Origin of the sequence: Rhizobium sp. ERR 942 (assembly GCF_007828395.1) — a bacterium.
Taxonomy (GTDB): domain Bacteria; phylum Pseudomonadota; class Alphaproteobacteria; order Rhizobiales; family Rhizobiaceae; genus Rhizobium; species Rhizobium dioscoreae.
Map to the genome: position 1 here is coordinate 296,443 of NZ_VIUA01000007.1, position 14,797 is coordinate 311,239.

12 protein-coding genes and 1 pseudogene are annotated in these 14,797 nt (G+C 58.7%); 7 read left to right on the top strand and 6 right to left on the bottom strand.

Translation table 11 applies throughout. The features are described from left to right. The first annotated feature begins 41 nt into the window (after positions 1 to 41). Positions 42 to 719: a TetR family transcriptional regulator gene (locus FBZ97_RS27420; RefSeq protein WP_145323023.1), complete on the top strand. Its 678-nt coding sequence runs from the start codon at positions 42 to 44 to the stop codon at positions 717 to 719. A 114-nt stretch (positions 720 to 833) separates the two neighbouring features. Continuing rightward, positions 834 to 1,181, top strand: coding sequence for an SDR family NAD(P)-dependent oxidoreductase (locus FBZ97_RS27425; protein ID WP_145323025.1), 348 nt, complete (start codon positions 834 to 836; stop codon positions 1,179 to 1,181). A gap of 188 nt (positions 1,182 to 1,369) precedes the next feature. Here the strand turns inward: FBZ97_RS27425 and FBZ97_RS27430 are convergent, their stop codons facing one another. Continuing rightward, on the bottom strand, positions 1,370 to 2,239 hold the full coding sequence (locus tag FBZ97_RS27430) for an NmrA family NAD(P)-binding protein (RefSeq protein ID WP_113391158.1): 870 nt from the start codon (positions 2,237 to 2,239) through the stop codon (positions 1,370 to 1,372). 105 nt (positions 2,240 to 2,344) lie between these two features. On the opposite strand from FBZ97_RS27430, the gene FBZ97_RS27435 reads away from it, so the two are divergent. Beyond that, entirely contained in the window at positions 2,345 to 3,238 is an 894-nt protein-coding gene (locus FBZ97_RS27435) for a LysR substrate-binding domain-containing protein (RefSeq protein WP_113352114.1), read from the top strand. 64 nt (positions 3,239 to 3,302) lie between these two features. Here FBZ97_RS27435 and FBZ97_RS27440 read toward each other — a convergent pair whose 3' ends face one another. The 4 genes from FBZ97_RS27440 to FBZ97_RS27455 form a co-directional block, all read right to left on the bottom strand. After that, positions 3,303 to 3,581, bottom strand: a complete 279-nt coding sequence (locus FBZ97_RS27440) for a transposase (protein WP_069614130.1) — start codon at positions 3,579 to 3,581, stop codon at positions 3,303 to 3,305. A gap of 7 nt (positions 3,582 to 3,588) precedes the next feature. Further along, positions 3,589 to 5,034 carry an HlyD family type I secretion periplasmic adaptor subunit gene (locus FBZ97_RS27445; RefSeq protein WP_145323027.1) on the bottom strand — a complete coding sequence of 482 codons (1,446 nt, stop codon included), beginning with the start codon at positions 5,032 to 5,034 and terminating at the stop codon, positions 3,589 to 3,591. 13 nt (positions 5,035 to 5,047) lie between these two features. After that, positions 5,048 to 6,763, bottom strand: a complete 1,716-nt coding sequence (locus FBZ97_RS27450; RefSeq protein WP_113352111.1) for a type I secretion system permease/ATPase — start codon at positions 6,761 to 6,763, stop codon at positions 5,048 to 5,050. 104 nt (positions 6,764 to 6,867) lie between these two features. Then, positions 6,868 to 7,443: a PE-PGRS family protein gene (locus tag FBZ97_RS27455; RefSeq protein ID WP_113331788.1), complete on the bottom strand. Its 576-nt coding sequence runs from the start codon at positions 7,441 to 7,443 to the stop codon at positions 6,868 to 6,870. Positions 7,444 to 7,943: 500 nt separating this feature from the next. Between FBZ97_RS27455 and FBZ97_RS27460 the strand changes: the two genes are divergently transcribed. After that, positions 7,944 to 9,029 (top strand): hypothetical protein, encoded by a 1,086-nt coding sequence (locus tag FBZ97_RS27460; RefSeq protein WP_113352110.1) that lies wholly within the window; start codon positions 7,944 to 7,946, stop codon positions 9,027 to 9,029. A gap of 644 nt (positions 9,030 to 9,673) precedes the next feature. After that, positions 9,674 to 10,381 carry a response regulator transcription factor gene (locus FBZ97_RS27465; RefSeq protein ID WP_113352109.1) on the top strand — a complete coding sequence of 236 codons (708 nt, stop codon included), beginning with the start codon at positions 9,674 to 9,676 and terminating at the stop codon, positions 10,379 to 10,381. Between the two features lie 57 nt (positions 10,382 to 10,438). Here FBZ97_RS27465 and FBZ97_RS35125 read toward each other — a convergent pair. Further along, positions 10,439 to 10,587 (bottom strand): annotated as a pseudogene (locus tag FBZ97_RS35125) (SOS response-associated peptidase); the annotation flags it as partial. A gap of 828 nt (positions 10,588 to 11,415) precedes the next feature. Here FBZ97_RS35125 and FBZ97_RS27470 point away from each other — a divergent pair. Further along, the gene (locus FBZ97_RS27470; RefSeq protein WP_113391154.1) at positions 11,416 to 12,744 is read left to right on the top strand and encodes an HlyD family efflux transporter periplasmic adaptor subunit; all 1,329 of its coding nucleotides are present in this window, start codon (positions 11,416 to 11,418) and stop codon (positions 12,742 to 12,744) included. Between the two features lie 70 nt (positions 12,745 to 12,814). Then, positions 12,815 to 14,779, top strand: a complete 1,965-nt coding sequence (locus FBZ97_RS27475; RefSeq protein ID WP_113421496.1) for a cellulose synthase catalytic subunit — start codon at positions 12,815 to 12,817, stop codon at positions 14,777 to 14,779. Positions 14,780 to 14,797 lie beyond the last annotated feature (18 nt).

Below are 14,797 nucleotides of genomic sequence, written 5' to 3' on the forward strand. Positions count from 1 at the left end.
CAGGGATTGGAACGGCGTTCCAGATATGTCATCATAGGCATATGTCTAAACGAGCTCACCAGACAGCGCGACGCGCGGACGCCCTTTCCAAGGCGCGGATTGTCAAGGCGGCGGTCGAGATTCTCGATGCGCGCGGGGAGGCCGCTCTGACATTTCGGGCGCTGGCGATACAGCTGGCGACGGGCAGCGGGGCGATCTACTGGCATATCGCCGACAGGAACGACCTGCTTGCCGCAGCGACGGGAGATGTTCTTGCCCGCGCCCTGGCGAATGTGGCCAAGGAAGAGGAGCCAAGAGCCGCGATCCGCGCCATCGCGCTCGCGGTACTCGATGCGATTGACGCTCACCCCTGGGCCGGCGCTCACCTTTCGCGCGAGCCATGGCATTCCGCGGTCGGAGAGATCTTCGAACGCATCGGCGGATGGCTCCAGCCGCTTGGTGTTCCTGCGGATGCACAATTCGACTGCGCCTCCGCGCTGACGAACTACATCCTCGGTGTGGCCGGCCAGAACGCGGCCAACGCCCGCACGCTTCCGGACGGAACGGATCGCAAGGCGTGGCTGGAAACCATCGCCACGGGCTGGATTCAGGATGATCCCGAAGCGCGTCCATTTCTTCGGCGGGTGGCGGCGCAACTGAGCGAGCATGACGATCGCCAACAGTTCGTTGCCGGCGTCGATTTCATCCTGGCGGGCGCCTGCGTCGAGCGAAACGCTTGAGGCGGGACGGTGCTCATGTACCGATAGCCATCCAGAGCGTAGCGCCGAGCTTCTTGGCTCTTAGGACGCAGGGAGGTCCTGCTGCCGCGCATAGCGCGCGGGCGGCAGCCCGACATGGCGGGTGAAGGCGCAGTCTACACGGCGAGCAAGGCGGCTGTGAACGCCTTTACCGAGTCCATGGCGCTGGAAGTCGCACAGTTCGGCATACGCGCGCACATCGTGCTACCCAGGCGCGCGCCCGAGACCCGCTTCGCCGAGAATGGCAGCTCCCGAATGCGGGGTCTCGACCACGAGGCCTATGCCGATCTCGTCAAAGGCTTCATGGCCCGCTTCAGCCAGCCGGGTCCGGTCACCTGTTCGCGGGATGTCGCCGAAGCCGTGTGGCGCGCGGTGAACGATCCCTCGAGCCCCGTGCGAATCCCCGCAGGCGCCGACGCGGTCGCCTGGGCCGAGGCGAGCTGACCTGAAGGTCGCCCCGCGATCACGCCCAATGGCAATGTCCTGCCCTTGGCACGGATTGATGTTCCTGCTTCCTGTTATTGATCGGTGACTCGCGTATGCTCGTCACATCGCATTGGGTGCGGAGGCCGGATGGGAGGAAGAGGCGCGTCGCGCCCACTCCCTCTCCGGAGCGGTTTGGCTGCCGGGCCTCAGGCCGCGGTAGCGATCTCACTGGCAAAGGCCCGGTAGGAATGCAGAGGGCGACCCAGGATCGTGATCAGCCGCTCGACGTCGCCGAGCTCGGGGATCATGCCATCGGTGACGTAGCGTTCGGCCATCAGGCGCATCTCATAGGCCGTCCACTTCGGCATGAAGCTTGCCATGTTCTGCTCGAATCCGCTGGGATCGTCGCCGCCGTAGACAACCGGGCGGTCGAGCAGGTCCGACCAGATCTTGGCCACATCCGGGCCGGTCAGTGTGTCGGGGCCGACAAGGTTGATCGTCTCGATCGGTAGCTTGCGGGCAGCCTGGTCGCGGCGGATCAGTTCGATGGCGGCGACCTCGGCGATATCGCGGGCGTCGACCATGGCGACGCCCTTGCCGCCGATCGGCATCGGATAGACGCCGTGATTGAGGATTACGTCCTTGATCATCAGCTCATTGTCGATGAAGTATGTCGGGCGCAGGATGGTGGCGCTGAAGCCCATCTGGACGAGCATGCGCTCAGCACCGAACTTGACGGCGAAATGCGGCACATTCACCGCACGATCGGCATCGAACACGGAGAGATAGACGACCCGTTCGACGCCCGCCTCGCGGGCGATGTTGAGCGTGATGATCGCCTGGGTGAATTCATCGCCGGTAACGGCATTCAACAAAAAGAGCGTGCTTACGCCGTGGAAGGCGTTGCGCAGCGCATCGATGTCGAGCAGGTCGCCTTGAGTAACTTCGACGCCGGCCGAGACATTGGCCCTTGAGGGATCGCGGGTCAGCACGCGAACCTTCGCGCCACGCTTGATGAGTTGATCCACGACGTGGTGGCCGACACGACCAGTGGCGCCCGTAACGAGAATGGTCATTGTGATTGCTCCGTTGAGGTGTTCAGTTGACAGTCATCAATTTAATGATCCAAATTATGCCCGATAGACGTCTTATTTGGACAGACTGTCTCGTTGGTGAAACACATGGATCTGCTCGCTCTCGCCGATTTCAATCTGGTCGCTCGCCACGGCGGGTTCGGCAGGGCTGCTCGCGCCACTGGCCGACCGAAGGCAACCTTGTCGCGGCGTGTGGCCGACCTTGAGGCAAGTCTCGACCTGCGTCTGTTCGAGCGCGGTGCACGGACGCTAAAGCTCACTGAGGAAGGGCGCGCACTCTTCGAGCGAACAGGCGCACTCCTGACCGAGCTTGACGAAACGGCGAAGGCTATCGCCTCGGGCGGACATAGTCCCCGAGGGCGATTGCGGATCAGCGCGCCTTTGCTGTTCTCCCAGACGGCAATGGGGAAGCTTGCGGCGGGATTCGTCCTGAAACACCCCGAAGTTCAGCTTGAGATCACGACGGAAGACCGGGCCGTCGATATGATCGAGGAGGCTTATGATCTAGTCATTCGCGTCAATCCTGAGCCGGACGAAAGCCTCGTTGGTCGCGTGTTCCTGCATGATCGGCTGGTGGTCGTGGCAAGCCCCGATCTACCGCGCCCGATGGGCCGCGAGCCCGTTGCCGCCATCACTCGTGGATCGATGGCCCAAGCTGAATCGTGGGAGGTCATGACCTCAGCGGGAAAATTGAGCATCGCGGCAAGGCCAGTTCTGAGCGTCTCCTCGTTCATCATGGTTCGTGATGCCGTTCGAGCGGGGGCGGGAGCGGCGCGTCTACCCCTATCGCTCGCCATTCCGGATTTGGCTACCGGCAGGCTGGTGAGCTGGGGTGAGCTAGCGGGGCTTCAGACCGCTCTTTGGGCACTATATCCAACGCGTCGGCTCCTCAGCGCGCGTGTTTCGGCATTCCTGGATTATCTGAAGGAGGCCTTTCCTCAAGGGACGCCCGACGAGCTTGCCGCCTTCGTTGAAGGATGAATGCAATCGCAATGGTTTATCGCGTAGAGATGGGCCGAACGCGGCCGCACTCCATGATTGGGGATTAGTTTCGCCCATTCGATGTCTTCGCCAGCATCTCACTCAGCGTTGCCGCCGAGAGCATGGCTTCGGCTAAAAGTTTCTTAAGCTTTTGGTTTTCTTCCATCAGTGCTCTCATTCTTTTGGAATCGAGACCGGCATTTCCGAAATGAAGGGATTGCCACCGATAGAAGGTCGGCTCGCTGATACCGTGCTTGTGGCAAACATCAGCAACCGTCACCCCAGCCTGGTGCTCTTTTAGTATGCCGGTAATCTGATCGTCGTCGAATTTTCTCTTGCCCATCACCGCTTTAGTCCTCACGAAATGCTCTGTGGAAACTGTCGATAAGTGGTCTGATGGCATAGAATGCCACGCTGCTTTTGCCCGTTTCGATCAGTGTCTGCACAGGCATGCCTGCGACCAATTCGACATCGTTCATTTTAGCCAACCGCTCGTCCGTCACTCGGATCGTCGCGGCAAAGTATGGCTGGCCGCTCTGCGCGTCGGTGAGACGGTCCGCTGATACATACTCGACCCTGCCTTTCAGCAATGGAACGCGCCGCTGATTGTATGGAAGGAGGTGAACCTGCGCCTCAAGCCCCGCACGGACGAGATTGATGTCTTCCGGTCTGACGTGGGCGGACACGATGAGGCGATCGCTGCGCGGCACAAGGTCGACGAGCGGCTCGCCCGCGCCGACCACTCCGCCGGCGGTGTGGATGCGCAGGTTCATGATTGTTCCGTCTTCGGGCGCCCGGACATCGGTCCTTGAAAGCTGGTCGTCGATCGCCCACAAGCGCTCGCGCAACTGCATGATCTGACTTTCCGTGTCGCGCATGCCCTGCGCGACTTCGCTCAGCCGGTCGCTCTCGAGCTTTGCGAGATCGGCCTGTGCCTCGCTGATCACCTGGTAGGCGCGCGAAATCTGGGCCTCCACCTGACCCTGCTGGCCGGCAAGGTCTGCTTTTTCCCGCTGGAGGTTGAGAACAGTATTTTTTCGTTCCAATCCCTTGGCGTTGAGGGCCGTAACCTGATCCAGTTCCTGCTGCGAGATTGCCGCCCTGTCGGTCAGTGCTGTCTTCTGCGCGCCAAGCCCTACGATTTCCTGCCGCACCTGTGCGATCTTCTCGCTGGTTATGCCAACTTCCGCCTGCATGACCTGACGACGCGCTTCGAAGATTTTCCGCTGTCCAGTCAGAATCGCGCCGACTGAGAGATCTCTGTCCATTGCCGACCTGAGGTCCTGCGGAAAAGCGATATGATCGGCGCCCGTCTGCTCGGCAAGCAGGCGGGCGCGGCTTGCTTCGGCGTCCCAAAGTTGCCCTTGAATATTGTCGCGCTCCGAGCGGGACTTCGTATCGTCGAGTTCTATCACGACTTGCCCTGCCGTCACGGCATCGCCGTTCTTGACGAGTATCCGTCGCACGATACCGCCTTCCAGGTGCTGAATGGTCTTGCGGCTAGACTCCGGCTCGATGACGCCGGATGCAACTGCGGCGCTTTTCAGCGGCGCCAGCACCGACCAGATTCCCAATCCGACTATAAAGACTCCGATCAACAGGTTCCCCGTCCATATAACGCCCCTGAGCCGCGGCATGGGCGAAGGGGGAGCGGGTCCGCGCTGTTTCGTGCCGAACACCGGCGCGTAAGCTGTCTGTTGCTTGTCTGTCGCCGTCGATCGTTCGGCAAAGCGCTGGCTCACTTTTGACGAACTTGAAAATCTCGCCAGCGTTGCATCCAGTTGCACAAGGGTCATGTCCCAGTCCCCTCTATGTTCCCGTTCGCGACGGCGGTTGAAGATAGGTTTCATAAATCTGCTCGCTGTCGCCGAAGGCAGCCACCGTCCCGTTGCGCATAATGGCGATCTTGTTGGTAACTGGTAGGATACCCATGCGGTGAGTTATGATAACAACGGTCATGCCCCTGGATTTCATGCGTTCAATTGCCTTGTGCAGCATGCGCTCGCCATCATAGTCCAGGCTAGAGTTCGGATCATCGAGAACGATGAGGGATGGATTTCCATAGGCGGCCCGTGCCAGCCCCAGCTGTTGGCGCTGAGCGCGAAGGAGCAGGCTACCACCTTCTCCAATATCGGTCTCGTACCCCTTTGGCAGCCGCATGATCGCCTCGTGCAATCCAACCAGCTTGGCTGCATCGATTACCCTGGCGGGATCTCCTCCATCCAGCCGGCCGATCACATCCTTGATTGCCCCGCCGAAAAGCTCGATGTCCTGCGGCAGATATCCGACGTGGTAGGCGCCTCCGCAAAGACGCAGAGCCGAAACATCTACCCCACCAAGAAGGGCGCACCCGCTTGTTGCTTGCACGACGCCCGCAATAACACGACCTAACGTCGATTTTCCCGATCCGGAAGGGCCGATGAGGGCAACGCAATCGCCAGGCGCCAGGCGCAACGTGATTCCGGTTAGTATCTGCCTGTTGGCGAATGGTTGAATATAGCCGACGTCTTCGAGAACCAGGCCATTGGGTTCCGGCTGAAGCACCGTTCGGGCATCGCGTTCCGACGCAACGGCGATCAGCATGCGGTTGAGGCGATTGAAGGCGTTGCGAGCAAACATTAGGGAGCGCCATGCGCCTATCGCGCCTTCGATCGGCGCAAGTCCGCGCCCGAGCAGCAGGCTGGCGACGAAGATGATACCGGGACTGCTGTTGCTCGAGAGCACCAGCCAGGTCGCGGATCCCATCAACAGGATCTGCGCCAGTGTTCGGATCGATTTGGAAAAACCAAGAATGATCTCCGTCCGATGCATCGCGATGTCTTGTGCTCGTCTTGCCATTTCCGCATCGCGATAGACCACTAGCGCGGCACCATATTCCATGCCCATCGCCCGGATCACCTCGATGTTTTTTAGGGCGTTCGCGAACCGCAGATAGCTTCTGGAGAGGGCAAGATTGGCGCTGGCAAGCGGTTCTTGCGTCGCTAGCTCCGTGAGGCAGGCAAACAGCAGAAGCGCTAATGCGCTCAGAAGACCGAGCGCCCCAAGCAGCGGATGAACAAGAAAGAGCAGGAGCAGGAAGATCGGTGCCCATGGGAGGTCAAAAAACAGGGAACTTGCCGGGGAATCGAGGAATTGGCGTAAGGTGGTCAGATCCCTGAAGCACTCCGTGGCGGCTCCTGCATCGGCGCGTGCGGCATATTCGAATGATGCGGTAAGCACCATGGGCCGTAGCCTGTGATCCAGCCAGCTGCCGATGCGCGAGAGGGCTGCCCGGCGCACAATGTCCAGCGTTGCGCCAACCACCACGGCGACGGCGATGACTATTGTCAACATCAGAAGCGTGTCGGCGCTGCGGCTCGACAGAACTCTGTCATAGATCTGCAGGAGATAAACGGAAGGCGCCAGAAGGAAGAGATTGTAGCCACAGCTATAGAGGAAAACCAGCCCAAGTGCTCCGGCGCAAGCCCGGAGCGCGATGACGAGCTGTGTCTGTTGGCGCGATGGCGTTACAGAAAGCGTTGCCATTATCCGATCTCGCTCCGCGTGAGACTGACAAGACGAGGCTGCCGATGGGTTCCGCAACCTATGAGGGTCGCCGAGTGAAGCCGGCGACCCTCTGGGTTTGGGGTTCATGAGCCAAGATGGCTGAGATCGATATGGCCGAAGTCGTTCGAGAAATGATCGAGAGCATTGTTCACTGTCGTCGTTGAGGGGTCCGTGTGAACGAGCGCTGCCGAGATGTCGCCGCCGCGAGCCAAGTTGCCGTTGCCGCCGTTGCCGCCGACGCCAGCAAGAATGGTGGCATGCTGATCTGCAAGAAGCTGAGTATATTGTGTCGCCGTGGTATCCGCGCTGACCGCCGCCGTGTCGCCGCCGCTCACGCTTCCCTGGCTGCCGTTGGAATGAGAATCTCCTCCGGCGCCTCCCGCGCCGCTATTCGTGACCGCCGCTAGGAAGCCATTCTGGGCTTGCGCAAAGCCGCCAGGTCCGCCGCTGCCGGCGGTCCAATCTGCCATCTGCCCCACGTGATCGCCGTTGTGCAGATCGATGGATGCCCCGTCGACCGTTTGCGTATTGGCGACATACGCAACTGGATTGTAGTCAATATTGCCATGGCTGTTGCCATCGCCGCCGTTGCCGGCGCTCGCGTCGCCGGCAACCGGGTCACTGAAATGGATCGTGTCAGATATTTGTGGGATAGGCATTGATGTTCCTCCTTCGATTTCGTTTCGTCCGTGTGGTTCTACGGCATGGGTCTCCAGCGTCTCACCGCCCGCAATACAACCGCGGGTGAATATTACCCGCGGTCAAATCTGGGAGCTATCTAGATATTCGGTGACGCTCCTTCAGGCGTATGCTTGGAGATGAGCGCAATTTGACCTCGGCGCGTCGTGGTCGGCACCAGATGAGATGGTCATGATCGGGCCTGCGGCCCGATCGACACGCCTGATCTTTCGAAGCAAAGGAGGTTCAAGCAAACAGGCGGCATTCGGGTCTCTGCTGCAAGGCCAGTTTGGCGCCCTCGAATTCTCATCGCGGGGCGCTCGATCCATGATAGCCAAATGGCTAGGACGCTAGCCGGCAGGATGTAGACGAATTGCAGGCTCTGCTTTTCTCACGTTCAGGTGCACAATGTCCGAAAAATCCTGCCTGCATAAGTTGCTCGCCTTGTGGGATGTTCGGTTGATTTGCAATGGAGATGGTTATGACGGACACCCGTCCCTTATTGGAAGACTTACCCAAAACAGGCACCGATCAAAACCTCACCTCCAATTCGGCAGCGGGGCACCTGGCTCTGGTGCCAACCTGGCTTCCACTGGATGTCGCGTCGGGTCCGAACTACAACTCAGCTGGTAGCGGCGGCGACGGGATAAGCGAAGGCGTGATCGACAGCAACGCGCTGGCCGTCTTCGTGCCTTCCAATGCTGCCATTGCGGGACCTCATTCGAGCGCGGACGCCTTCCAGGGTAACGATGCGCTGGTCAACCAGCATCCCACCGAAATGGCTGGGATCGGCGGGAATGGCGGAAGTGGCAATATTGCGATTGGCGGCGGCGACGTCAGTCATGCCGGCACCGGTGGCAACGGCCTCTTTTTTGGCGGTCTCGTGAGCACTGATGTTGCGGTGTTTGCTCCCGTGAACACGGCTGTGGCGGTTGGCCATGGCGCTGAGGCTCACGCCGATCAATCGAACAACGCTTTGTTCCTGCAGGGGGCAACCCAGATGGGCGGCATCGGTGGCTCCGGCGGCGATCATAATGTCGCGATCCACGACTCGACGATGAACCCGGGAACCGCGGTTACGTTTACCGGTGACAATTATGCGGGGCATGGCGGCAACGGAGTTTTCGTCGGCAGCATGGTCGATGTGAACGTGGCCATTTTCTCCCCGATCAACATCGCGGTAGGCGCCGCAGGCGGTTCGGCCGAAGCCCATCAGACAAACAATGCGGTTTTTGATCAGGGCACGATGCAGATTGCCGGCATCGGCGGCAACGGTGGTGGCTTCAACATGTCATCGGGGACGATTTTTACCGGCAGCCATGAAGCTGGCGGTGGTGGCGTTGGATCATCGACCGGCAGCATGGTCGACATTAATCTCGCCTATTTCCATCCCATCAATATCGCAGTTCCTGCCGGTGGGACGGCGGACGCCCAGCAGATCGACCATGTTCTCTACGATCAGCATGCACTTCAATTGGCCGGCGTCGGCGGCCACGGTGGCGGCGGCAATCTTACGGACGCCCATTCGGCTCTCGTAGACGACATTCTGGGCTTCGTACATACCTGACAGATAGTCTCCTTGCGGGCATTGTGAAGGCTCAACTTCATGAAGCCATTCTCCGCGCCTTTAAGAACCATATGCTGGATTGCTTCATCCGTTTGGCCTTGCCTCTCGGAGAGGCATGGCGCGGAATGCCCGGTCACCGAGACGCCGAGTATTCCCCTCGTAACCCAATTTATGTTGTTATAAATCTCGATCGTTCTAGGCTGTTGTGTCTGATCGGAACCTATAGGTGCCAATACAGTATTGAGGCTGCTTTAAGTTGAAGGACGTGCTTGAACTGAATCTCATTGACAGATAATGATATTCTGTCTGTTTTTCCTGTGATGTATTTGTCGAATATCATATGTATTTTTAATGTCACCGATAGCTTTGTTGACACGCTTTCTGCATATGAATTCAACGAAGTGAATCGATGCAACATATATTAGTGAATAATGATTTCAGTGCGATATACATGCAAAGGTTGACTGTCCTTGAGCCATTGCACTCTATAACAACTCTCGTGATAGATAAGACTATTGATATCGATAGTACCTCTTTTTCATGTCATGACATGAAACGAGAGCGGAAATAATCTGGGTTGCGGTTGGGCTGCAGATATTCCGGGGAGCGGTCAAGTGTCCAACAGTGCCAAATCCAAGCGTCATATGGGGCGCAATATACCAACTATTGTCGTTATTCAGCATTCCACATTGGCGCGTACGACTGTGGTGAAGCTTCTTGAGCGTGAATTCGCCGGCTGGAATTTTGTCGACATGATCTCGACGGAAAGTCTCGATAGAGCCCTTGGTGCCGAGGTACGTTTGATTGCGCTGGATCTGGCCGGCAGAGGTGTCGAGAGTGCAAGCCTGCGTAATGATCTCGCCGCGATTGCCGCGCGCTTTCCCCAGGCTCCCATCACCCTGCTCTTAGGTACGGATGATGTCGACATAGTCCGTCAGGCGCTCAAAATGGGCATCCGCGGTTTCTTTTCGACTTCACTTCCCATTGATATCGCCCTTGCCGGCCTTCGTCTCGTTCTGGCGGGAGGAACATTCTGCCCGCAGCTGTTAGGCGTTGTTGCAGATGAATCAAGCGAGCATGTTCCGGCCAGAAACGAGGTGGAGAAAAACCTGGATGAAAGGACGCAATATTGGACGATCGCCGATTTCACTCCCAGGGAGGCGGAGGTCCTCGCGGAGTTGCAATGTGGCTGCTCGAACAAGGTTATTGCAGGAAAACTCAATTTGTCGGGGCATACGGTGAAGATGCATCTGCAACACATAATGCGTAAGTTGCAGGCGCAGAACCGGACTGAGGTGGTCGCTCGCCTGGTTCGACGAGCCGAGAGCGGGCATGACGCCTCCGCGAATTAGGGTGGTATCGCACGTGCCAAGATGGTCGATGCGGGGCTGCGCGACAGACCATTCCTTATCCTTGACCTTTCCTATGGACGTCCATTGCGGAACATGAGTGCCGGCAAAGAACATCCACAGCTTGTCTTCGCTGCATGCGAATCAGGCAGTTGGGAGTTGCCGCCTCCCCGCCCGCTTTGCGAATCCGGCTCGGCGAAGCTGGTGACCGCCCTTAAGAAAGGCGCCCCACGATAAACGCTCTTTCACGATGACCAGACACCCCTCCAAGCGGCTCCTTCAAAGCCTCGATCTCCTGGCGCCAAGCCAATACCAATCTAGCCGGCTTGCGACCGACATGCAAAGCCATCCGGCTGGATGCGGAGAGTGACGCATGTTTTCATCTGAAACCTAATTCCAGTACTAAGGCGGAAGACCGGCTTACGGATCTGATCATCCTTTTGGAGTAGCGCCGTCAGCAGAAGGTGGAAATCTGGGGGGAATCCGCGCCGACGCTGCGTTTCATCTACTTCTTTATGATGAGTTTCGAAGCTGTAGATCATACGATGGTGGTATTTAGCAAGATAATTAATCGTATAAGTTGCGAATGGTCGGTTTCGCCAAGCTCCCAGGAGCCAAGGATGCACAAATAATGCCACGTGTTTCACTTGCGCGCGCTGGACTTCGCTTCTCACCGTAGCGGATATAACGGCTGCTATTGTAGCGGGATGGACTGAAAGGCTGATCCCAATTCGTAAGATGGCCCCTTCAGATTGCTGGTCAAATATTGGGCATCTGCGGACCATGCCGTTAGCACAATCTTAACGATATTGCGGCGCACAAAAAACCGTGCAACGATCGCTGCATTCTTTCGGGAGGAATAATATAGCGCATTCATCAAAGGATCTATGGCTATGTTTTTCTTTAGAAAAAGCAAAGATGGCAGAAATAATGATGCATCGGTGAGATTGGCATCTTACGCTGTACTTGGTGTAATGGGTACAGTATTTGCCTCATCCGCATTCCCTCCATTCTTCACATCGACTTCTACTCGCGCTGTGATCAACGCACCGCTCGTGCCGCTGACAACGCCGATCAGCGGCAAGGTGACGTCGCTCGGCGCAGCGGGCGAAATAACGGTCGAGAACGATCGCGTCGACAATTCGACCTTGATCGGCTTGAAGGTTCAGCTTGCCGCGCTGCGCAACGAGATGGAACAGAAGAATTCGATCGTCGGCGACTACGCCCAGCGTATCGGCGACCTTGAAAACGATCTTTCCGGCCAGCAGGCGGCACTCCTCGTCAGGATCACCGCGGATCTCAAGGCCGCCGAGGCGGCTCTGGAGATGGTGACCTACTCGTCACGCATCGCGAAAGCCGAGGCGGCGCGCAAACTCAGGCTCATGGCTCGGGGTATCGCCGCCGGCAGCGAAGGCGAGGTCGCCGATACGGTTCGTCTGGAGGACACCAAGCTTGAAGCCGCCAAGCTCGCCGTGGCCAAGCTCGCCTCGGAACTCGATTTTGCCCGACAGGGTGTTTATGTTGGCGCCGACCTGCAGTCGCTGCAAAATCTCCAGCAGGAAATCCGCACGCGCAAGGCCGACCTCCTGCAGATCAAGTTGCAGATCGCGACGATGCGCACGAAAGAGACCGAGCTCGGCTCGCTCGTGATGACGGAGGCATCGCGGGTCGACAGGCTGGCGCGGGCCGATTTGCACGTTCCCTCGACGAGCCAGCTTTACAAGCCGGTGGCTGCATCCGGACGCGAGGTCACGGCTGGCGACACGCTCGCTGAAACGCTCGACTGCCGCGACGCCTTTGTCGTCGCAATCTTTTCCGAGCGGCAGGCGCAAGCCCTCGTCGTGGGGTCGAAGGTTGATGTCAATGCCGAAGGTTGGCCTCAAGCGGCAAGCGGCGTCGTCGAGCGGCTGGTTCCGCGTACGACCGACAGGGTGGATCTCGATTACGCCGTTCCTTTCCCGCCGACGGAGCGTCGCGAGCTCTATGCGTACATCCGCCTGACCGAGCCTGGCACGGCAGACTTGCGAGGCAGTCCGTTCTGCTCTGTCGGCACGTGGGTCGACGTGACGATGCCCCAGGAATGGCTTCAGAAAACGCAGCATTATATACGCGAGGCATCGACATCGCTCATTGGCGTAGCCCAGGCATCCGCCGCGCAATGGCCCGCGGCTGAGACAAAACTGACCGGTCTCGTCCGGCGGTCGGCCGAACAGTTCGGCGTGCTCAATTTGGAGGAGCGCCTTGCAAAGGGCCCTCGGGACATCCGCGCCAGCTGGAGGATCCTCTATCCCCAGCCTCGGCGTGCCGAGGCGCATGCCGTCGAGCTCCTTAACGAGCGAATGAGAGCTGCGCCGGTGAAAAGCTGACGCAAGTCGCTGCGGCACCCGGCGGCCCGTGACCGATCGCATCCAGGCTGAAGTCAGGGAGAAACAGACCGTGTTCTTTAGTTCCGACGACGACTTATTCAGTGTTCTGACCTTCGATCTTGTCATCGCCGCTTGCGCGATGTTGTTCGCGATGCTCGCAAACCCGAAGAAACCGTTCGAGCGGGCGGCATTCAGTCTGCTCATGCTCTTGTCGCTCGGGCTCTATCTTTCGTGGCGCGCCCTCGACACGCTTCCGCCCTTCGAGTTTTCCGCCGAAGTGCTCTGGAATTATGTTTACTTCCTCTTCGAGGCGGTGTCGGTGCTTTACGCCATCGGTTCGATCCTGATCCTTCTGAGAACGACTGACTGGAAGAGGGAGGCCGATCTCGGTGAAAAGGAACTGGCGGCCAAGGCCGACATTCCTTCCGTCGACGTTTTCATCTGCACCTATAACGAGCCACTGAATGTCCTGGAAAAATCGGTCATATCCGCCCAGGCGATGAACTATCGCAGGCTTCGTGTTTTCGTCTGCGACGACACTCGTCGCCAGGAAGTGCGCGACTATTGCGCACGCGTCGGTGTGAACTACCTGACGCGTCCGGATAACAAGCATGCCAAGGCCGGCAATCTGAACAATGCCTTGAATCATACGAACGCGCTCGCCGAGACTTCCGATTTCATCATGGTTCTCGATGCGGATTTCGCCCCTCAGGCAAATTTCCTGAACCGAGTCATCGGTCTCTTCAAGGACGGGAAGGTGGCCGTCGTGCAGACGCCGCAATTTTATTTCAACAGTGATCCGATCCAACACAATCTCGGCATCCGACGTTCCTTCGTCGATGACCAGCGGGTCTTCTTCGACACGTTCCAGCCCGCCAAGGATGCCGTCGGATGCGCGTTCTGTGTGGGCACCAGCTTCGTGGTGCGTCGCGTCGCCGTCAACGAGATCGGCGGCTTTCCGCATGATGCGCTGTCCGAGGACATGCTGCTTACCTACCGTCTGATGGAGCGGGGCTATGTAACCCGCTGGCTGAACGAGAAGCTGAGTGTCGGCCTGTCAGCCGAAGGGATTCCCGAATATATCACGCAGAGAACTCGCTGGTGCCTCGGCACGATCCAGATCGGCCTGCTGCGCAACGGGCCGCTCTGGCGCGGCAACTTCACCCTCATCCAGCGTCTGCATTATCTGCACGGGCTATTCTGTTGGCTGTCGAAGCCTTTCATCCTCTGCCTTTTGCTGGCGCCGTCCGTCTATTGGCTGACCGGAGTTTCGGCGCTGCAGGCTGACGAACTGCTTTTCATGAAATACGGCCTCAGCTCGCTCTTCCTGTTCTGGACCTATTCGACATGGATATCCGAAAGGCGCACGCTGCCGCTCTTCACCGAGGTTACACATGCGTTGACCGCCGTGCCGATCACCATCACTCTCTTCCAGGCGATCCGTAAGCCGTTTGGCCGCCCTTTCAAGGTGACGGAGAAGGGAGGGGACAGGTCCGCGATCCGCGTTCACCGCCCGACCGCGCTGTTTTTCGGCTTCGTAGCGGCCATGTCGGGGCTGTCCGTCGTCCGGGTGGTCTATGGGTGGGATGCGCCCGTTGAATTTTCCGCACGCGAATGCCTTAATCTCGTCTGGTCGTCGGTGGCGATGATCATTGCGTTCACGAGCCTGCTTTGTTGCATAGAGCTGCCGCGTTTCGGCCAGGAAGAACCGATCGAAGTCCGGCTTCGCGGACGGCACCGGGCCAATGGGCACATCGCCGACGTGACGATAACGGCCGTGTCCACTGAAGGCGTGACGCTGGCGGAGCACGGCCCGGCCGGTGCGAAGGACGAGGCCGTGTTCATCCCGGAAGTCGGCTGGATTTCCTCCTCGGCCAGAGTGGCGCCATCGTCGACGGCTTTCTGCCTGATGCCGACGCCGGAGCAGCACAATGCCATCCTGCGACTACTTTTCAGGAGCGCGCCCGACAACGTCGCGGAACGGGGAGACTTGCGCAAATCGATGCAGATGCTCTTGTGGCGCGCCTTTTCCTGATGGGCGGGCAGGACCATT